This window comes from Plantactinospora sp. B5E13 (assembly GCF_039871775.1).
In the GTDB taxonomy this organism is placed as follows: domain Bacteria; phylum Actinomycetota; class Actinomycetes; order Mycobacteriales; family Micromonosporaceae; genus Plantactinospora.
This window is the reverse complement of record NZ_JBDPLT010000070.1, coordinates 13,165-33,008: the sequence shown is the minus strand read 5'-3', so window position 1 is coordinate 33,008 and position 19,844 is coordinate 13,165. Positions and strand designations below refer to the sequence as shown.

Genomic DNA, 19,844 nt, shown 5'->3' with positions numbered 1-19,844 from the left:
CCACCCCCGCACAACCCTGCCCCGAGCAAGCCGACCACGTAATCGGCGAATCCACCCTGCCCCGAAACCACATCGGATCAAATCTATTCAACTGCGATCAACACGAACCGCATCGGTGGATCGAGGCATAGTAAGCCATGACGGCGTGCGAAACCGTGTCACGCCGAAGGGCGTATGGAAACAACTCGGCAAGCCTGCCGCCATAGTAAGCCATGACGGCGTGCGAAACCGTGTCACGCCGAAGGGCGTATGGAAACGAAGAAGATGGTGACGAACAGGATGTTGAACCAGCCGGTGCGAAACCGTGTCACGCCGAAGGGCGTATGGAAACCTTCCCGGAGCCGCCGGACTCCCCGGACTGGAGTGCGAAACCGTGTCACGCCGAGGGGCGTATGGAAACTACTCTCGATCCATCTCTCGTCCTCAGTTCGCGTGCGAAACCGTGTCACGCCGAAGGGCGTATGGAAACCCCTCCGGGGACTTACGGGACTGCGTAAGCTACGCAGTCCCGTGTTGCCGCGGTACAGGCAGGTTTGCTGCGTACAGGACGAGGTGTTCGACAGCCGCAGGCTACGGCTGGTCGGCGAGGAGTTGTTCTCGCCAGTGTGCGAATCGTTCTCGCATCGCGGCGATGTGCTGTGGATTGGTGCCGTAGGCGGCGAAGCGGCGGTCCGGATAGCGTTGCAGCATCGCGAACAGGTCGGCGAGGATTTTTCGGTCGAAGCCGGAATCGGCCTGCTCGGCGAGTTCGAGTAATTGTTCGCGGGTGTACCGGCCGGTTTGTAGGGCGGCGTCGATGTCGAGGAAGTCTCTGGGTTCGGCGCGGGTGAACAGGGCGGACATCTTGCCGGCGACGACATCGTCGGCGTGTAGGACTGGGTCGATGTCCATGATTACGGGTGGCAGTGAGCCGTAGCGGCCGGCGACCTGAAGTCCGTGTAGGGGTGCCAGAACCCAGTTCCGGTTGCTGATCTGCGAGTCCGTAGATTCGTCACGCAGTCCGGTGGTACTCGTTGGTGACCCCGCCGAGCCTGTGCCGTTCGGAAACTCGGCCGTGGGCGCTGACGTGCGGCTTTGTCCGCCATGGGATTGATGAGTGGCGTCATGCTGCCGGTCATGATCCTGTCGTGCGGCTACCTGATTTTTCGTCGGGCACTGCGGTTGGTCATTCTGTTGGCCCTGGGGTGAGCACGCCAACGCGGTTGAGGTGCTCGTGCTGCGGCATCAGGTCACGGTCCTGTGCCGGCAGGTGCGCCGTCCGGATCTGGAACCGGCCGACCGGGCGGTGCTGGCCGGCCCTGTCGAGGCTGTTGCCGCGGACCCGGTGGGCGACTTTTCTCGTCGCCCCGGCCACGTTGTTGCGCTGGCACCGCAATCTGATCGGACGGCGGTGGACGTACCCGAGACGGCGGCACGGTCGACCACTGGTCACGGCCGAGGTGCGCCAGTTGGTGCTGCGGCTGGCCCGGGACAACCCCGCCTGGGGCTGTCGGCGCATTCAGGGTGAGTTGACTGGCCTGGGCTACCGGCTCGCTGCCAGTACGGTCTGGGCGATCCTGACCAAGGCCGGTGCTGGTCCGGCTCCACGACGGGCGGGACCGACCTGGACCGAGTTCCTCACCGCGCAGGCCAAAGGCATCCTGTCCTGCGACTTCCTGCACGTCGACACCATCGGACTGGCCCGCGTCTACGTCCTGTTCCTGATGGAGATCGCTAACCGGCGAGTCCACCTGCTGGGCGCCACCACGAACCCGACCGGTGAGTGGGTGGCGCAGCAGGCCCGCAACCTCATGCTGGACCTGGGCGAGCGGGCCGATCGGTTCCGGTTCCTGATCCGAGATCGGGACGCCAAGTACACCGCCGCGTTCGACACCGTGTTCCACGCCGAGGGTGTCGAGGTGCTCCGAGCGCCACCCCAGGCGCCCCGGGCCAACGCGTTCGCGGAACGCTGGGTACGCACCGTACGGCGAGAGTGCCTGGACCGGATCCTGATCTACAACCCACCACCTGCTCGCCGTGCTCGGCGAGTACCTCGCGCACTACAACGGGCATCGGCCACATCAGGGCCGCAGGCAACGCCCACCTGACCGGGACACCGTCCCAGTGCCGGTGACCAACCTGGATGCCGTCCGAGTGCAGCGCAGGAAGGTCGTCCACGGGTTGATCAACGAGTATGAGCAGGCCGCATAGCCGAAACCGACTTCTCGAACGGCACAGCCTCGCCGACGTCGAAGCCGAGCTACTCGAAACCTGGATGAACTACCCGAAAAGCGCAGGTACCCGCTCTGGTCGGTGACGGACGGCATGCAGAGCGGGCGTCGGCGTCCGGGCCAGGTACGCGATGTCATATCGTCGGTGGGCGGGCGTATCCGCGTGTTCGAAGCACCGCCACGGTGCCCAGAAATGTCACGCGGGAAACAGCAGGAATCGGTCGAGATCGCTGAGGCGGACCGACTCCCCGGTCTCGGTCATTCGCACGATTTCCTCGGGAAGGTGCTGCTGGTCGAGGCAGAGCAGGGAAGCCGGCAGGTCGGCCGGTTCGGACGGACCGGTGTCGCGGAGCAGGGTGCTGGGGAGGAGTGCGGCCCGGGCCTCTGCGGTGGCTTCCGCTGTCAGCAGCGGGAAGATTCGTACGGGGGCACCGAGCCGGTTCCAACCGAGGTGGTCAAACAGTGCCGGATGCAGCTTTAGGGAGAGATCTGGGGTCAGGCCGACGCGTACGGCGAACAGCCGCCACCGGGTGCCCGGCACGGACACCAGCACAGCAGCGTCCTGGCAGGCGGTCTGGAGGTGCGCCCACGCCTGCGGGGTCCGGTCCCGCACGGCGCGCTGGGCAGCGTTGATGTCCTGGCAGGCCCCGGCGTTGACCAGCCGTCCGATGAGGAGCGGCGTCAGGAGCAGCCAGGCAAGCCGGTCGGGCAGTAGTGCGGTGTCCAGGTCCAGGTCCTCGGTTGGCGCCGCGACCAGGGTGGCCCGGGCGCTGTAGTCGACCGGACGGCCGGAGGAGCGCTGCCGGGAACCGCCGCTGCGGCCGGGGAGGATCGTCGCTAGGTCGGCGAGCGATGCCTCGCCAGCGCTCGGGTCGAGAAGGTCGTCGACCGCCTGCTGCAGTAAGGCGCGTCCGTCGTGGATCGGCCGCAGCGGGGCTCCAAGGTCCATCAGCCTGCGTAGCTGGGAGTTGAGTTTCATGATCCTCACGTAACGGTCGTTGAGTGCGTTGCGGTACATCACGCCGCGTACGAGCACCGGCCGCAGGTCGGCGGGCAGTACCGGGAGCCGGTGCAGTAGCGCGCCCCGGGCTGGCGTCCGGCCCCGCCGATCAAGGAGGTATCGCACCGCCTCCGCACCGGTTCGCAGCCGGTCCGCGTCGAGGTTCAGGTCCTCCACGGCTTGCAGGGAAACGATCTGGTCGGGGCTGCTGTCCCGGACGACGTAGCGCCGCCCGTGGACGATGTCCGCTAGGATTTTCCGGTCGAGGCCGAGGGCGCAGCTCAGGCTGTCGCTGTACCAGGGATGCACCACCGGGGCGGCGAGTTCGATGTGGCCTATGCGTCGGCGGCGGACCGAGCTGACCGTTACCTCGACCCCGCAGCTTTGGCAGATCTCGCCTGCGTGACGCGGGTCGTGACCTTTCCCGCAGCCGCAGGTGTAGTCGCTGACCGGACCGAAGATGCGTTGGCAGGTCAGCCCGCCGGTTGTCGGCAGCAAGGAAAGGCCCCCGGATACCGGCAGCTCGGACAGGGTTATGGAGTCCGGCCGCTGTACCTCGCCGGACGAGGCGGAGAGGACCTCGTCGTCTTCGAGCGCCCGGAATGATAGCCGGTCGCCGTGCAGGACGGGCTCGACGCAGGCGCTGCGCAGCGAACGGTCCCAGATGCGGACTGCCTCGGATGGTGCCGATTCCAGCGACGGCTGGTACTCGGACGGCGCCATGGGGATCTCGCCCAGCGAGGTCCCGCCCCTGGTCAGGAGGCGGTAGAATGCGCGGCTCCAGTCGGTGCAGTCGGCGCGGAGTGCGTAGATCTCGAAGGCGGTCCGTGTCGCGCCGCGCCGCAGCAGCCATACGAGATCCGCGAGCCCGACCGGCTGTCCCGAATCCCGCTCGTGGGTCCCGAGCGGTAGGTGGGTGGCCATGGAGTACTCGCCGGTTGACCGTACGCAGACGACGGATCGGGAGCGCTCGTCGGGGCGCAGCCGGACTTCGACGATCGTTCCTTGATTGTCGTTCGCCCATTGGTGCTCGGGGCCGACGAGTATGTCCGCGCCGCGGTCGTCGTGGGTGCCGCACACCACTGCGCGGGACTCGTCGGGCCCGTACAGGACGTCTCCGGTCTCCAACGGTTCGGTTGTTGCCAGGCTGATGCTGATCCGGGCCTGTTGCCCGGCGTTGCGGATTACGCGTGCCGGATGCTTGACGATCTCGTAGCCCTGCCCCGGCGTGCTGACGCGCACGCTCAGCACTGTTGCGGGCTGCGGGCCGGCCCAGCGGAACGACGCGTCCCGGCGAGGGGGAGCCGTTTCCTCGAAAATCGCGCGGAGCAGCCGCTCCTTCGGGGTCAGATTCTCGGGGTCGGCGGGCTTGCTGATGCCAACGAGAAGATCGTCTGGTTCGACCGTCTCGCCGGGCAGTGCGATGCCGTTCGAGGCGAGCGCCTTGCGCCGGCCGGGCGGTACCCCGGGCGGTTCGGCGGTGAGTTCCTCGGGCCCGAACTGAGTGTCTCGCAGCGACACGGCCAAGTTTTCCAAGCCTGAGCCGGACAGCGTCCCGGGTGCGGACAGTGCCCGGGAGACCAGGCTCGCATCGCCCCGTAGGTCCGGGGACACGGCCACCACACAAGGTCGGGACATGTCGGTGCTGTGGGCTCGGCCGGCATCCTCGTGCTGAACGGCGGCCAGCGCGTAGCCCAGCTTGCGGGCGAACTGCCCGCCGAGCCCGGCGGCGGATGGTGGAGGCTGCTCGGGGCGGCGGATTCCTACGTGCGCGGCGATGACGGATTGCAGCGCGGATCCGGCCGGCCGGCCGCGGTCGGTGAGGGTGGCCGTGAGGGTACGCCGGAAGGCGGCCTCCAGGATTCGCGCGACGTCGGTCTGCCGGTCGTACTGGGGATGGTCGGCGACGGCGACAAGTTGCCCGGTCGGCCGTTCCTCGCCGTGCCGGTCTCGGAGGTCGTCGACCCACAGCATGTCCGGCAGGTCGAAGACCAGTTCGTCGTCCCGCTCGGCCAGCCCCAGCATCAACGGCAGTCGCATCAAGTCCAAACGGCTCGAGATTTCCGGCTGCCCCGGCCGCCGGATCCGCAGGTCCAACATGAGCGGAATCTGGCAGGCGGAGGGATGCAAGCCGCCTTTCCGGATCTGCCACCACAGGCTCAGCGTCACCCGCGTGCCGCACCGATCGCAGGTGACATAGGCGGCCGGTGTCCTACACCGGCCGCACCGGCGCCGGTGCGGGGAGAGCCGGCCGCTGCCCGACTTCGCGCCGCAGCCGCATGCGAAGTCGTACCGGGCGGCGTGCCCCTCCCGCGTACCACACGAGCAGGCCCAGGTACCTAGTTGGTACCCGGTGAGATCCACCTCGACCGGCGGCCCAGCTTCCCCGTCCGCCGTCAACCGCATCGGGAACCTTCGGCGCAGGGCCCGGTCCAGGCCGATCTTCCGCCGTGCGGCGGCCGGGACGTCCAGCTGTAGGAAGTCGGCGAATGCCTGGCAGTGGCGGCGATGCAGAAGCGCGTACTCGTCGCCGCGGTCCGCCGACCGATAGCGGAACCGCAGCCGGATATAGCGCAGCAGGTCGGGCCGGGTACGGCTGAAGTACCGCAGCCCGCGGTTGACGTCGTCCTGCAGCGCCGGCGCGCCGAACCGGGCCACGCGCAGCTCGCTGAACTGCTCGTCGGTCAGGATGTCGTGTACCTCGCCAGCGAGGTCGTCCTCCACGGCGTAGCGCACTACGGCGGAGATCGCGTAGTCGCTGCGGTGAGTACGCCACTGGAGGGCGTCCGCCCTCAGCCGGGCGCGGAAGGTGCCTCGCTCGATCCCGTCGGCGATGCGTTTGCGGAGTGATGGCACGCTACATCTTCTCCAGGAAGTACTCCTTGAACCGGTTATGGCAGAAGGTGTACTCCTCTTCGCCGGTGCGCAACAGGAACCGTTGCACGTCGCGCACCACCTGGTCGAGCTTCCCACCAGTCAGGCCGTCGACCATGCGGAGCAGGTCGGAGCGGTGCAGCGGACCGTCCGCGACCAGGATCAGACCGAGCACGTCGCTGTGCAGATCGCTGTCGGCAGAGCGGTGGAGCTGGGCGAACTGCTCGTCGAGATACGGGGACAGGCCGGACGGCGTCCGCCGGATGTTCTCCGGGGTGAGCCGGCCGTGCTCCACGTCCTCGACGAGAAACCGCAGGTAGAACGGGTCTCCCGCGGAGACCTCCCAGAGGTTGTCGACGAAGCCGGCCCGCTCCCCGAGCGCGGCACCGGCCGTCCCGGCGTAGTGCAGCAGCAGGTCGCGGACAGCGTCGGCGTCCAGGCCGCTGAGCGTCACCCGCAGACCGATGTCGTCCGGCGCTAGCCCCACCTCGGACAGGTAGGACCGGTTGCCCTGGGACCGGGCGGACAAAAGGATGAACAGGTTCTTCGGCAGCCGCTTCGGGAGGAGACCGAACAGGAAGCTGGGATGCCGGTCCACCTCGTCGATGGCGTCCAACACCAGCACGGTCGGACGGCCCCTGTCGGCCGCGACTACCTCGAGGAACCGGGTGGTCAATGCGCGCCCGCCGCGCGGCGCGGCACGGTGCGGTTCGAGCTGCTCGCACAGGTTCGACAGCAGATCGTTGAGCTGTGTCGGGTCGAAGGCGCCCCCGGCCGTCTTATAGCGCTGACTGATGAAGTGGTACAGGAAGCCCGGCTGCTGCCGGACCAGCACGGCGAGCAGGGATGTCTTCCCGTACCCGGAAAGCCCGTCAACGAAGAGGTATCCGCAATCGTGCCGGTCGATGTAGTCGAGGATGGTGCGCACCTCGCCGTTACGGCCCGCGAACTTCTCATTGTGGTACTCAAGTAGGTGGTCGAAGAACCGCCGCGATCCGCCGGACGGCAGAGCTGGCGCCACCTCGGCCGGTGCCGCGACCGCCGCTCGGTCCCAACCGCGCCTGATCTCCTCGGCGACGACGTCCGGCCGGGACTCACCGGCGAGCAGCGCCAGGGCGACCCCAACCGCCACGGTGTCCTGCCGGCCGGGTGGCAAGGCGGCGCCGCCCAGAACGCGACGGATGGTGTCCCGGGAGGGCACGGCACCGACCTGCCCGTCGGCCAGTTCCTCGACATCGTCGCCGGTCGCGTCGGTACGGGCGAGGAACGCGCCGAGATCCTCCGCGAGCGTCTCCACTTGGGCGTGGATCTCGTCGAGGGTGGGCGGTCCGGCCTGCAGGTAGCGGCGGTACAGGGCCGCCTTGAGGTCGTGCAGCGGCCCGGGCGGTATCTGCGGCGGCGGCACACGCCGAGGCCGGCGTGGGGGCGGGCCGGGGTCCATGACAAAGCAGTGTCGCAGCGGAGCCGGCCGCCCACCAGTCACAGAACCGTGGTTCTCAGCCACGCAGCACTCGGTCCAGCAGCCAGCCCACCACAGCCCCTGCGGTGCCGGACAGCAGGCAGCGGGCCACGAAGCGCAGAATTCCCATCGCTCGCCGGCCGGGGCGCTGGCTGGTCTCGTCGTCGGTCATCGGTTTCTCCCTCTCGCCCTTCCCGGCGGTCGCCGGGCCTCCAGGAAAAACCGGCCGCCAGCCGCGTCTCCGAGTTGCGACGAGGGCTCGGCCGGCCTGCGACCGCGGCGCGGACCGGCGCGACGAGTGGCGATGGATGGCGACGAGAGAGCCGTCGAGTGAAAGGTTGGTGGAACGCGGGCGCCGGGCCCGCTGATGTCTGCGAGTCCCGTCTGCGTGTGATCTTTGGCGAGTTGCGTCGGCGCATCGGCAGAAAGCGGATGGGAGCGGCCCGCCGCGCGGATCACCACTTGTAACGCAGCGTTGCTGATCAGGCTTCGGATCGATCCCCGCGCAGTCGTGGCAGCCGATCGCCACTGGCCGAGCGATCCCGGTTCGGCGCAGTACGTCAAGCCACACCCTGTGCCGTTCGAAAACTCGTCCGCGGGCGCTGACGTGCGACTTTGTCCGCCATGGGATCGATGAGTGGCGTCATGCTGCCGGTCATGATCCTGTCGTGCGGCTACCTGATTCTTCGTCAGGCGCTGCGGTTGATCATCCTGTTGGTCCGCGGCGGTGACACCAACGCGGTTGAGGTGCTCGTGCTGCGGCATCAGGTCACGGTCCTGTGCCGGCAGGTGCGCCGTCCGGATCTGGAACCGGCCGACCGGGCGGTGCTGGCCGGCCCTGTCGAGGCTGTTGCCGCGGACCCGGTGGGCGACTTTTCTCGTCGCCCCGGCCACGTTGTTGCGCTGGCACCGCAATCTGATCGGACGGCGGTGGACGTACCCGAGACGGCGGCACGGTCGACCACTGGTCACGGCCGAGGTGCGCCAGTTGGTGCTGCGGCTGGCCCGGGACAACCCCGCCTGGGGCTGTCGGCGCATTCAGGGTGAGTTGACTGGCCTGGGCTACCGGCTCGCTGCCAGTACGGTCTGGGCGATCCTGACCAAGGCCGGTGCTGGTCCGGCTCCACGACGGGCGGGACCGACCTGGACCGAGTTCCTCACCGCGCAGGCCAAAGGCATCCTGTCCTGCGACTTCCTGCACGTCGACACCATCGGACTGGCCCGCGTCTACGTCCTGTTCCTGATGGAGATCGCTAACCGGCGAGTCCACCTGCTGGGCGCCACCACGAACCCGACCGGTGAGTGGGTGGCGCAGCAGGCCCGCAACCTCATGCTGGACCTGGGCGAGCGGGCCGATCGGTTCCGGTTCCTGATCCGAGATCGGGACGCCAAGTACACCGCCGCGTTCGACACCGTGTTCCACGCCGAGGGTGTCGAGGTGCTCCGAGCGCCACCCCAGGCGCCCCGGGCCAACGCGTTCGCGGAACGCTGGGCACGCACGGTCCGGCGGGAATGCCTGGACCGGATGCTGATCTACAACACCCAACATCTGCTCGCCGTGCTCGGCGAGTACCTCACGCACTACAACGTCCACCTGACCGAGACACGGTCCCAGCGCGGGTGACCGATCTGGGTGCTGTCCGAGTACGCGCAGGAAGGTGGTCCACGGCTTGATCAACGAGTATGAGCAGGCCGCGTAGCCGAGACCGAGTTCTCGAACGGCACGGGCTCGGGTTCTGCCCTCTACGGCACCAACTGGTACCAACTGGTACCAACTGGTACCAACTGGTACCAACTGGTACCAACTGGTACCAACTGGTACCAACCTAACAAAGCACTATTAGCCATTATATGTACAGTCCATCCATGGGGATTCGACGGGGTCGGATGAACCGGAAGGGTTTGGGGGGCGTGTGATTGCTATGTCGTTTGGGCGGCGGTTGCGGGCATTGCGGCAGTCGGTGGGCATGACAATTGAAGATTTGTCCGAAACATCCGGGGTGAGCGGGCGGGCGATCAGCGACATGGAGCGAGGGCACAGCCGCGCGCCGCAGGAGCGGACCTTGACGGCCCTGGCCGACGCGTTGCGGCTCAGCGATGCCGAGCGCGATGGTCTGGTTCAGTTGGCGCGTTCGGATCGGTCGGAGAGCAGGATCGGGCGGCCCCGGGTGTGTGAGCTCCCGCGGGGAGTCACCGACTTTATCGGTCGAGCAGCGGAGTTGGAGTTGCTGCGCCGCCACGGGCTGGCCGCATCCACCGATGGTCCGATGCCGGTGGTGGTGGTGCACGGCCAGCCGGGGCTGGGCAAAACGGCGTTTGCTATCTGGTCGACGGAGCAGCTACGGGAGGCGTTTCCCGACGGTCAGTTTTACGTGGACCTTCGGGGTACCGACCCGATGCCGATGCCGGTCGGCGAGGCGTTGCTACGGCTGCTGCGGGCGCTGGGCGTCAACCCCCGCGGCATAGCCAAGGATGAACAGGAGCGGGCCAGCCAGCTACGGGCCGGCCTCCGGGAGCGGCGGTGTTTGCTGGTGTTGGACAACGCCGCGCATGAAGCCCAGGTAAGGCCATTGTTGCCCGGCCAGGGAGCCGGGATGGTGGTGGTGACCAGCCGCCGCACGCTCGGTGGTCTGGAGGGGGTGCTGCGGATCGAGTTGCCGCCGTTGGCGCCGCGGGAATCGGCCGACTTGTTGCGGGCAATCGTGCGGGACACGTCGGATCGGGCGGCAGCGGACGAGGTGGCGGAGGTTGCCCGATTGTGTGGCAATCTGCCGCTTGCGTTGCGCATCGCGGGTACGCGGCTGGCCAGTCGGCCCGGGTGGACGATGGGGCACTTGGCGGATCGGCTGTCGGATGCGGATCGACGGTTGGCGAACCTGACCGCAGGTGATCTGGGCGTGGGGCCCGCGTTCGTGTTGTCGTATGCCCAGCTGTCCGTTCCGGCGCAGGCGATGTTCCGACGACTCGCGCACGTACCGGGGGTGGACTTTGGTGCCCCGATCGCTGCGGTGCTCAGCCAGAACGATCTGTACGACGCCGAGGACCAGCTCGATGAGTTGGTCGATCTCGGTTTGTTGCAGCCCGAGGGGGTGGACCGTTACCGGTTCCACGATCTCATCCGGCTCTTTGCGGCCGACCGGTTGCGCACCGAGGAGGCGGCGGACGCTCGGGCGGCCACCGAGCGCCGGATGGTTGACTGGCTGTTGGAGACGGCGATCACCGCGGGACGGTGGTTCGAGCCGGGGTTCGGCGCGCCGCCGGACAACTGGCGTGGCCTGATCTCGCTTGATACCGCTGAGCAGGCACAGGACTGGCTGCGAGTCGAGGGGGACAACTGGCTCGCCGCGCTACGGCTAGCGAACGCCGCCGGGGAGCATCAGCGAGTCGTCGACGTGGCCGAGGCGATGCACTGGTACTCGGACCGGACGGTGCACTGGGGGCATTGGCCAGAGGTTTTCGGTCTGTCCCGTGCCGCTGCGGCCCGATTGCCCGACCGCGGTCAGGAAATCACACACATCAACTACTACGCCTGGGCAGTCCACACCTGTGAGAGACGCTACGAGGAGAGTGCGGCCCTGGCGATGGATGCCTACCGACTCGCCGAGGGTCTCGGCGACACGATGAAGCAGGCGAACGCATTGCAGTACGCAGGCGACGCCTGGAAGGCGGTCGGCGACTTCGGGCGGGCACTGTGGGCCTTCCGGCGGGCGCGGGACCAAGCTGACGCCGCCGGCAGCGACGACGTGTACGTCCACGCGGGCGTCAGAGTCGGGGCTGCGCTCTTTGGGCTCGGCAGGTTCGACGAGGCCTTGGACGAGTTCCGGGCCGTGCTGCGTGAGGTCGATAAGCGACCGATCGCGCCCGCGTCGGCGCTGGCGGCCCGGGCGACGGCCCGGCTCTGGGCGGCGAGGACGCTGGCCGACGCGCAGCGCTGGCCGGAGGCGCTTGACGAGGCGACGCGGGCACTGCCCCTGGCTACCGAGTACGCCCCCAGGGCGATCGGTCATGTCCATATGACGCTGGGTCGGGCGCGCGCCGCTCTCGGCGCGACCGACGAGGCCCGCGACCATCTGACCCGCGCGGTCAAGCTGTTGGAGCACATCGCCGCCGACGAAAGAATGATCACTTTTGCGAAGTCCGAGCTGGCGGCCCTCGACGGATGAGCGCATTCGCACGCTGATCATGTTCTGCGTTACTTCTGCGTGGTCCCGGCTCGGCGACGCTGGTTGCATATCTGGGTGAGCTGGTCTCCGGCAACGGGAAGATCCGCCTGCTGCTGTCCCATGCCTGGTTCGATGGTCAGCCGCACCGACATGGTCGACACCATCCGAATCGAGGACTACCGGTGACACGTCGTCCCTGGTGTTGGCAGGGGATGGTCGCGGACCAGCTGTCGGCCAGGTCCGACCAGGAGACTCTTGGTCGGCGTGAAGTGAAGGGTGATTCTGGGGTGCTTGGCGAACTAGGCGTGGACCTTGCCGGTCGGGTGGCTGGACCGGTTGCTCACCACGATCTGCGGTTCACGGTCGGGATAGTCAACGGTGACGGCCTGCACGGCTCTCGCCGCTCCACTGCGAGGGCCCAGCGACCGCGCTCCGCCTTGCTGGGCCGGCAGGCCGAGTGTGCCGCCCTGCACCGGTTACTCGAGGCGGTTCGCGCTGGCGAGGGTCGGGCGCTGGTGGTGCGTGGTGAGGCGGGGGTGGGCAAGTCGGTGCTGCTGGAGTATCTGCTCGACCGGGCAGCCGACTGCCGGGTGGTGTCCGTCGCGGGTGCGCAGTCCGAGATGGAGCTGTCGTTCGCGGCGGTGCATCAGCTCTGCGCGCCGATGTTGGACCTGCTGGCCAGTCTGCCGGAACCGCAGCGCGACGCGCTCTGCACGGCGTTCGGGTTACGCGCCGGGCCGTCACCGGACCGCGTCCTGGTCGGTCTGGCCGTGCTCGGCCTGCTCGCCGCGGCGGCCAAGGATCGGCCGCTGGTGTGCGTGATCGACGATGCCCAGTGGCTGGACCGCGTATCGGCGCAGGTGCTCGCCTTCGTCGCGCGTCGAATGTTCGCGGAGTCGGTGGTCTGCGTGTTCGCGGTACGTGAGCCCAGCGACGCGGGTGAGTTGTCGGGGTTGCCGTTGATGAACCTCGTCGGACTCAGTGACAAGGATGCGTGGGCGTTGCTTCGCAGGGCGATCCCCGGCCCGCTGGACGAGCAGGTCGGTGGTCGGATCATCAGGGAGGCTCGTGGTAATCCATTGATGTTGCTGGAACTGTCGCGCGAGTTGACCCATACCGAGCTGGCGGGTGGGTTTGGGTCGCCGACCGCGCAGACACTCCCAGGCCGTGTCGAGGACCGCTTCCGGCGGCGACTGGAGCGCATGCCTGCGCAGGCGCGACGGCTGTTGCTGCTGGCGGCCGCCGAGCCACTCGGCGACCCGGCCCTGCTCTGGCGTGCGGCCGCGCGGCTCGCAGATGGCATCGGCCCGACCACCGGCGCGGTCGCCGCTGTGGATGACATCGTCGACTTCGATGGCCGGGTGCGGTTCCGGCATCCGCTTGTGCGATCGGCGGTGTATCGGGCAGCGTCGCCGGAGGAGCGCCGGGGGGTTCATCGGGCGCTGGCGGAGGCAACCGACGTCGAGGCTGATCCGGATCGGCGCGCCTGGCACCACGCGCACGCCACTGCGGAACCGGACGAGGGAGTTGCCGCAGAACTCGAGTGCTCGTCCGTACGCGCGCAGGCGCGCGGTGGCTTGGCTGCCGCCGCTGCCTTCCTGGAGCGGGCGGCCGCGCTCACCCCCGACTCCCGGCGCCGGGCCGAGCGTGCGCTGGCCGCCGCACGGACCAAACTGTTAGCCGGCGCACCCGAGCCCGCCCTGGCGCTGCTGGCCTCAGCCCAGGCCGGCCCGGTCGACGAACTACACCTCGCCCGCGTGGATCTACTAAGAGCCGAGATCGCGTTCGGCACCGATCCTGTTAACCTCGCCCCGCCGATGCTACTCAAGGCTGCCAGGCAACTCGAGCCGCTGGACCCCGGACTGGCCCGCGAGACGTATCTGCAAGCGTTGTCCGCAGCGATGGTTACCGTCCGTTCGGGCGAGGGAAGGCGTCTCGTAGAGGTCGCGGCCGCCACCCGTGCCGCGCCGCCCGCGCCAGTCGCTTCCCACGTCGTTGACCTCCTTCTCGATGCGCTGGCCCTCCACCTGACCGAGGACGCGCGGACCGCGGCACCGGCCATGCGGCGGGCGCTGGCTGTCTTTTCGAGCGATGCTGTCTCCGCCGCGGACAAGCTCCGCTGGCTATGGGCCGCCTCTTACCTCGCCATAGCTCTGTGGGACGAACGGTCTTGTCGTGAACTGGCGGACCACCACGTCCGTCTTGTACGCGAGGTCGGCGCGCTCGCCGTACTACCGCTGGCGCTGAGTACGCGCATCAACGTGCACATGCTCGAGGGTGAACTGGCCGAGGCGGCGTCGCTGAACGAGGAGATACACACAATCGTCGCCGCAGACGGTGTCCGGACCAGTTACGGACTCCTGGTGCATGCGGGCTGCGCCCTCGCTCTCGCCGCCTTACAGGGGCGGCGGGCCGAGGCTGAGCAACTGGCGAATGCCATGATGAGCGAGGCGACCTCCTGCGGCGAGGGAACCACGCTGGCGGCCAGCCAGTGGCTGAGAGCTGTGCTCTACAACGGCCTTGGCTGGTACGAGGAAGCCCGATCCGCCGCCCAACAGGCCAGCGCATACCACCCGTCGCCGGGAGCCGCAGCACATTGGGCGCCCGTCGAACTTGTCGAGGCGGCGGTCCGCAGTGGCGACCGTGAACTTGCCTCCCGAGCGCTCGATCTGCTCGCCCAGACGACCCGAGCGAGCCATACCGCCTGGGCCCGCAGCATCGAGGCCCGATCACGGGCGCTGCTCAGTGAAGGCCGGGAAGCCGACATTCTCTACCGCGAGGCGATCGACCGGCTTCAGCGGACCCGTTTGCGCGTCGACCTCGCACGCGCCCATCTCGTCTACGGCGAGTGGCTACGTCGCGAGCGCCGCCGACTCGAGGCGCGCGAGCAACTGCGCACCGCCTGCGAACTGTTCACAGCAATGGGCATGACCGGGTTCGCGGACCGGGCGCACCGCGAGCTGCTGGCCACCAGCGAAACGGCCCGCCGGCGTACGGTCGAAACCGGCGACCAGCTCACGCCTCAGGAGGCGCAGATTGTGAGGCTTGCCCGCAACGGTCTGACAAACAAGGAGATCGCCGGCCGCCTGTATGTTAGCCCTCGGACTGTCGAATACCACCTCCGCAAGGTCTTCGCCAAGCTGGGTATCAGGTCGCGCAACCAGCTTGACGTGGTTGCTTGACAAACGACGGCCCCGGGTTGGTTGACTATGGTGCGCGTTTTCGTCGAGCGTCAGCGACCTGGCGTGGCACCCAACGCGGCGATCACAAGAAACGCGGACAGGACCAGCGGCTCGTGGACGCCGTCAGGGTTGTATCGGAGGCACAGCTGGGACCAAGCAACCATCACGCCTAGGGTGGATCCGCGCAAAGGTGGCGGACGGCCGACACCCACCCGCTCGACTTGTGGCCAGCCCCATCGCTTGAGGCGTGGGCGGGAGCAACGTCACGGATTGACCGTGGCAGCCGGGCGTTTGGCCATGCTTCCCCGAGTCCCCCGGCCGTGCGCCATCGGTCATCGTCCTTATCGGCGCCCGAGGTGCGCCAAGCCTCCGAAATGTGTTCAGGACAGTCGCGGCAAAGCGAGCATGGGCGGATCAGGCCCGCCCGCTGGTCTTCCTCGCGGCGCTGGCGGACCGCTAGCGCTGGGCGGCCGGGTGTCGGCAGGCCGATCAGGGTCGCTTTGCAGGGCCGAGAGCCGTATCCAGCCGGGGGACGCGACCGCGTCGGCCCCGCCGGCGAACTGCGGGCCGCGCTTCGGCACGTAGAAACTGGGCGGAGGACCGAGCCACCGTTCGCGCCCAGTTGATTGGCGCCATTTCTCGACCCGGGCTGTCAGGCGCGGCCGGTGATGACCTCGTCGAGCAGCGCGGCCAGGTCGGCGGGCCGGGACAGAAACGGTGAGTGACTGGAGGACATCCGCCGTATGTTTCCCGCCCGGACGGCCATCCGCTCCTGCTCCGGCACGGGGATCGCCTTGTCTTGGTCCATGATGATGTAGGTCGACGGGATCTTGTGCCACGCCGCCACGCCGACGCGATCGGTGAACGCCCGCAGCCGCTGATCGACCAGCCGGCTCACGGCGTGCTCGGCCTCGGCGTCCGGCACGTCCGCGTAGAGCGAGTTCCGGGGATCGGCGATGATCGGGAACAGCCCCTCCTTATCCTCCGGCTCGGGCACGCCGTGGAAGCTGAACATCGACTCGTCCTGGTCCAGTTGGTACGCGGCCAGGTAAACGAGGTGTTGCACCTTCGGCAGGCCGGTGGCGCCCTCGCTGACCGGGATGCCGCCATACGAATGCGCGACGACGACAACTGGGCCGTCGATGTCCTCGATCGCCGCACGGACGACCGCGGCGTCGTCGTGCATACCGCCGCGCGGGTTCGGGCCCGTGGTGGGCAGTTTCACCGTCCGGCTCTGGTAGCCCCGGGCATCGAGTTCCGAACGTAGCCGGTCCCATGTCTCCGGTCGGTGCCAGGCGCCGTGCACGAGAAGCAGGGTGGGATGGTGAGTGCTCATTTGTATTTCTCCATCTACGGGCGGCGAGCATCGACGCACTTCCTTGAGGCAGTCGGTCAGGAATGTGTCGGAAAAGGGGCTTCGCACCACGCCTGGGATCGGTTTGTGCGAGACTCATGAGCAAAGGGTGGGGTTCGGCGGTGGCACCAATACCGGGGCGGTACTGTGGGGCGTGGCTGGGTATCGCGTCGAGCGGTCAGCTTGCGGGCATGCCCCGGCCAGTGACCGCCAGCGCCGGCTGATGCTGCGGCACGCGATCCGCGCCGAGCGCCTGGGCCTTCACAGCGGGGATGCCACGGATGCGAGTGCGTACGGCCAGCAGAGTTGTGCCTTGCATGCCATACGCACTCGCACCGCCCCCCCTATCTGGACGAGGCAGTTATCCCGGTGATCAGCGACCTATCGGTGCCGATGCGCCGGGTGCCGCTATACCGTGTGGGTCCAGGCTGCCTGCTGGCTTTCCTTGAGCATCTGCTCGACGGCAGCTGGTACGACGTTGCGGAACTTGCCGGTGTCGCTCGGCACGATGCGGATCATCGCATCGATCATTTCCTGCGGGTCAAGCTGTCCCTCGGGAACACCGATGAGGGCATCGAAGCCGGCCTGCACGTCGGCGCGCTTGTTGAAGTTCTTGCTGTCGTCCAGCCACCTGAACGCGGTCTCCGCCATCGTCTCGTTGTACCCGGTCAGGTACGCGCCCGGGTTCACGGTCTGGACCTTGATGTTGAACGGACGCAGCTCGCCGTCGAGGGCCTCTGCGAGGGATTCCAGCGCGTGCTTGGTCGACACGTACGGTCCGAATCCGGCCGGAGTGAACAGCCCGCCCATAGACGAGGTGAAGACGACCTTCCCCGGGCGACCCTCGTCGATGAACTTGCGGATGAATTTCTGCGCCAGGTTCAGCGGCGCGAACACGTTCGTTTCGAAGTTGTTGCGCAGCAGGTCGACCGGGATCTCGCTGACCGGTCCGGCCTCACCGATGCCGGCGTTGCTGAACAGCACGTCGATGTCGAACTTGAGCGCCGCCTCGACATCGTACGGGTCGCGGATGTCGAGCTTCTGGACTCGAAGGTTGCCCAGACCCAGGTCGGCGGCCTTCTGTCGCAGCGCGGTGACCTGGGGATAGATCTGCGTGGTGGCGATCACCTCGTGACCGGCCCGGGCCAGGCCGATGGCCGCTCCCTCGCCGAACCCGGAGCCTGCACCCGTGATGAGAATTCGCTTGCTGCTCAATTTTGTGTTCCCTTCCTCTGGTGTTTGACTCAAACCACTGCGCTGAGTGCTGCGGCCGCTGCTTGCGCGATCGCGTCGTCCTGGGCCACTGATCCTCCGGACACGCCAACCGCTCCGACGACATCATCGACGACGACCAACGGACGCCCGCCGGCGAACACAACCAGCCCGCCGTTGCTGTTCTCCAAGCCGAACGACGTTCCGCCCGGCTTGCAAAAATCGAAGAGCGCCTCTGAATGCATCTGGAACAGCGCCGACGTCCGGGCCTTACCCATTGCAATGTCGATGGAGCCCAACAGGGCGCTATCCATGCGGACGAAGGCCTTCAGGTTGGCCCCAGCATCCAGGACAGCGATGTTGACCGCGACCGACAACTCAGCCGCTCTGACGACGCCTGCGGTTATTACCCGCTCGGCCTCGTCCAACGAGAGCATTGACATGCCTGTAGTCAACGGCAGGGCGTTCAGGCGCGGAAGGGATGCGTTTTACCCTCGGACCGGCGCCACCCTAGGTGCGCCAGTACCACCCTTTGCTGCGCGCGACGAGGCGCTCGTGCTGCTCGTGCCCGACATCACGCCGATTGTCAGGTATACAGCGGGAAGAAGTTGAGCATCTCATAGGCGTCAGCGTGGACCAGTACGTTCGCCTCGAGCAGGGGCTGTTGCCGGATTGCACCTGATCGGGAGCCTTTCCACCCTGCGTTCGTCTTCGGCCGGCTACTCGATTTCCTCGCCGTGAACGAACCAGCGCGCGGTGCTCGGCGGCCCGGAAGCCGCAGAAACTACTACCTACGCTGGTCGTCCTACACCTGGCTTAGGTAACGAGACCCACAGCGACCGGGTGTCGTCCGGGTCGGCATGGTTATCGCGATGGCTGCCATTTTTCTAGGCGACATCGTGATGCCCGACGGCGGGCGGCGCGGTCGTGACGTGAACGTACGGCTGACCCTGGTGGTCGCGTACTCGTGGTGGGTGCGGTGCAGCTTGCCCTCTACTACCACGCGGCGGCGGAAAACCGGTGGTTGCGCACCGTTGTCATCTGGATCGCGATGACGTGGTTGCGTGGGGCACCGACGACCTGGACACGGTGCGCGGGTAGAGATGGAAGACCGCACTCGGCGGCAAAGGTCGTTGCGCCGGCGAGTCACAGCAGATCAAAGGCGCCCGTGGGGCGCTGTGACGCAATCCCGGGAGCCTGTCCGAGAGGAATGCCACCCTGGCGTCGATCCAGGCCAGCAACATAGCCGCCGTACCGGGCCTATATGCAAGGAACCAGTTCCGGCAGGTCGTCGCGGTCAAAGGGGTACTGACCCGCTGCGGCCGCGGCTGCTACACCTCCATGTTTGTCACCACGGCCGACCTCCACCGTGGCGGACTCTGCCACCACTCCCTGGGCGATCATGAAAGCCACCCAAGAAAACGTCAGTAGCCCCACTCCTACCGAATGACGGCGATGGGGCAGTCGGCGTGGTGCAGGCCCGTGTGACAGATCGAGCCGAGGAGCAGGCCGGTGAAGCCGCCTCGCCGCGGGCACAGACGATGAGCAATTGTGCCGTCTCGGACTCGGTTCCCCGTTCGACGTTGGCACGCCGTTGTCGTGCACCGGCGGCAGCAGGTTCAGCGCCTGCTGGCCGCATATGTTGCCTGGCCAGCGGCCTGGCGTTATCGGGTGGGCGGCGCCTGCCGTTGATCCCGAAGGGGTGGGGCACGTACCTGTGGTTTCGGGGCCCTACCCCGGAATCCCGCAGTGTCAGATCCGCCACCGGAATCCCCTGAGCCGGGTGCGGCCCGAGGGGCGGAAGCCTGGCGACGCGCGGCGCGTGCGGCCGGGCCGACGAAGTCCGGCGAGCCGGTGCCGAGTAGCGGTCCGCGCTGCTGGCATGACCACGAGCGTCCTGCAGTGCCGAGGCGAGAGCCACTGCCGCCGGCAGCGTGCGAACATCGTGACGAGCCTGCTATGGGGCGGGGCTGACGGTCTCCCACAGTTCATTGAAGGCGATGCTGTCGTAGAAGGCTGTGCCGTCGATCACCTTGCCGTTTTCAAGGGTCATGAACCAGGCGTAGGTATTCCGGTATGTCGTACCGGCACCGGTGATGCCTTCACCGTCCCACACCACAGCGACCGTGCGCTGCTCGTCGTCGGCGTAGATGGCGCGGATGGTGACCGGGCGGAAGGGTGCGTCTGTGCTGAATCGGGCGCCGAAGGGGTGCAGAACCTCGTGGACGAACTGCTCAGTACTGTCGTATGTGCCGGAGGCAGCCGATCTGCCGACAATCTCCCAGCGCATGTCGGGTGCGAAGATGCTCGTGATGTATCCGGTCCCGGCCGTCCACGCGGCGAAGGCGTCGGCGACGATCTCGTGGTTGGATTTCATGTGCTGGTTTCCT

At 67.5% G+C, this 19,844-nt stretch carries 13 protein-coding genes, 1 pseudogene and 1 CRISPR repeat array; of the genes and pseudogenes, 6 read left to right on the top strand and 8 right to left on the bottom strand.

Annotated elements, in window-relative coordinates:
- Positions 1-145 precede the first annotated feature (145 nt).
- Positions 146-469: a CRISPR direct-repeat array (repeat unit 37 nt; unit sequence GTGCGAAACCGTGTCACGCCGAAGGGCGTATGGAAAC).
- A 101-nt stretch (positions 470-570) separates the two neighbouring features.
- The gene (locus ABGB05_RS34770; protein WP_347658234.1) at positions 571-891 is read right to left on the bottom strand and encodes a nucleotidyl transferase AbiEii/AbiGii toxin family protein; all 321 of its coding nucleotides are present in this window, start codon (positions 889-891) and stop codon (positions 571-573) included.
- Between the two features lie 419 nt (positions 892-1,310).
- On the opposite strand from ABGB05_RS34770, the gene ABGB05_RS34765 reads away from it, so the two are divergent.
- A complete protein-coding gene (locus tag ABGB05_RS34765) occupies positions 1,311-2,087 on the top strand; it encodes a helix-turn-helix domain-containing protein (RefSeq protein ID WP_347658233.1) in 777 nt (258 codons plus the stop codon).
- A gap of 319 nt (positions 2,088-2,406) precedes the next feature.
- On the opposite strand, the gene ABGB05_RS34760 is transcribed toward ABGB05_RS34765, so the two are convergent.
- From ABGB05_RS34760 to ABGB05_RS34750, 3 genes are all read right to left on the bottom strand, one after another.
- Positions 2,407-6,066 (bottom strand): hypothetical protein, encoded by a 3,660-nt coding sequence (locus tag ABGB05_RS34760; protein WP_347658232.1) that lies wholly within the window; start codon positions 6,064-6,066, stop codon positions 2,407-2,409.
- Between the two features lies 1 nt (position 6,067).
- Complete coding sequence (locus ABGB05_RS34755) at positions 6,068-7,489, bottom strand: ATP-binding protein (RefSeq protein WP_347658231.1); 1,422 nt, start codon at positions 7,487-7,489, stop codon at positions 6,068-6,070.
- Between the two features lie 91 nt (positions 7,490-7,580).
- A complete protein-coding gene (locus ABGB05_RS34750; RefSeq protein WP_347658230.1) occupies positions 7,581-7,715 on the bottom strand; it encodes a hypothetical protein in 135 nt (44 codons plus the stop codon).
- A gap of 461 nt (positions 7,716-8,176) precedes the next feature.
- Between ABGB05_RS34750 and ABGB05_RS34745 the strand changes: the two genes are divergently transcribed.
- The 4 genes from ABGB05_RS34745 to ABGB05_RS34730 all read left to right on the top strand — a co-directional run bounded on the left by ABGB05_RS34745 (position 8,177) and on the right by ABGB05_RS34730 (position 14,888).
- Positions 8,177-8,590 (top strand): hypothetical protein, encoded by a 414-nt coding sequence (locus ABGB05_RS34745; protein WP_347658229.1) that lies wholly within the window; start codon positions 8,177-8,179, stop codon positions 8,588-8,590.
- Positions 8,535-9,167, top strand: a complete 633-nt coding sequence (locus ABGB05_RS34740; RefSeq protein WP_347658241.1) for an integrase core domain-containing protein — start codon at positions 8,535-8,537, stop codon at positions 9,165-9,167. Before ABGB05_RS34745 ends, ABGB05_RS34740 begins: the two co-directional genes overlap by 56 nt.
- Before the next feature lie 298 nt (positions 9,168-9,465).
- Complete coding sequence (locus tag ABGB05_RS34735) at positions 9,466-11,706, top strand: helix-turn-helix domain-containing protein (RefSeq protein WP_347658240.1); 2,241 nt, start codon at positions 9,466-9,468, stop codon at positions 11,704-11,706.
- A 437-nt stretch (positions 11,707-12,143) separates the two neighbouring features.
- Positions 12,144-14,888, top strand: coding sequence for an AAA family ATPase (locus tag ABGB05_RS34730; RefSeq protein ID WP_347658228.1), 2,745 nt, complete (start codon positions 12,144-12,146; stop codon positions 14,886-14,888).
- A 652-nt stretch (positions 14,889-15,540) separates the two neighbouring features.
- On the opposite strand, the gene ABGB05_RS34725 is transcribed toward ABGB05_RS34730, so the two are convergent.
- The 3 genes from ABGB05_RS34725 to ABGB05_RS34715 all read right to left on the bottom strand — a co-directional run bounded on the left by ABGB05_RS34725 (position 15,541) and on the right by ABGB05_RS34715 (position 17,897).
- Positions 15,541-16,224 carry an alpha/beta hydrolase gene (locus ABGB05_RS34725; RefSeq protein ID WP_347658239.1) on the bottom strand — a complete coding sequence of 228 codons (684 nt, stop codon included), beginning with the start codon at positions 16,222-16,224 and terminating at the stop codon, positions 15,541-15,543.
- 426 nt (positions 16,225-16,650) lie between these two features.
- Complete coding sequence (locus ABGB05_RS34720) at positions 16,651-17,457, bottom strand: SDR family oxidoreductase (protein WP_347658226.1); 807 nt, start codon at positions 17,455-17,457, stop codon at positions 16,651-16,653.
- A gap of 29 nt (positions 17,458-17,486) precedes the next feature.
- Positions 17,487-17,897, bottom strand: a complete 411-nt coding sequence (locus ABGB05_RS34715; protein WP_347658224.1) for a heme-binding protein — start codon at positions 17,895-17,897, stop codon at positions 17,487-17,489.
- Between the two features lie 134 nt (positions 17,898-18,031).
- On the opposite strand from ABGB05_RS34715, the pseudogene ABGB05_RS34710 reads away from it, so the two are divergent.
- A pseudogene (locus ABGB05_RS34710) lies at positions 18,032-18,115 on the top strand (transcriptional regulator); the annotation flags it as partial.
- Positions 18,116-19,411: 1,296 nt separating this feature from the next.
- Here ABGB05_RS34710 and ABGB05_RS34705 read toward each other — a convergent pair.
- The gene (locus tag ABGB05_RS34705) at positions 19,412-19,831 is read right to left on the bottom strand and encodes a nuclear transport factor 2 family protein (RefSeq protein WP_347658222.1); all 420 of its coding nucleotides are present in this window, start codon (positions 19,829-19,831) and stop codon (positions 19,412-19,414) included.
- Positions 19,832-19,844: the final 13 nt, after the last annotated feature.

Coding starts and splice junctions, on each gene's coding strand:
- ABGB05_RS34770 (WP_347658234.1), bottom strand. CDS start 891: ATGGACATCGACCCAGTCCTACACGCCGACGATGTCGTCGCCGGCAAG.
- ABGB05_RS34750 (WP_347658230.1), bottom strand. CDS start 7,715: ATGACCGACGACGAGACCAGCCAGCGCCCCGGCCGGCGAGCGATGGGA.
- ABGB05_RS34745 (WP_347658229.1), top strand. CDS start 8,177: ATGAGTGGCGTCATGCTGCCGGTCATGATCCTGTCGTGCGGCTACCTG.
- ABGB05_RS34735 (WP_347658240.1), top strand. CDS start 9,466: ATGTCGTTTGGGCGGCGGTTGCGGGCATTGCGGCAGTCGGTGGGCATG.
- ABGB05_RS34725 (WP_347658239.1), bottom strand. CDS start 16,224: ATGAGCACTCACCATCCCACCCTGCTTCTCGTGCACGGCGCCTGGCAC.
- ABGB05_RS34715 (WP_347658224.1), bottom strand. CDS start 17,897: ATGTCAATGCTCTCGTTGGACGAGGCCGAGCGGGTAATAACCGCAGGC.
- ABGB05_RS34705 (WP_347658222.1), bottom strand. CDS start 19,831: ATGAAATCCAACCACGAGATCGTCGCCGACGCCTTCGCCGCGTGGACG.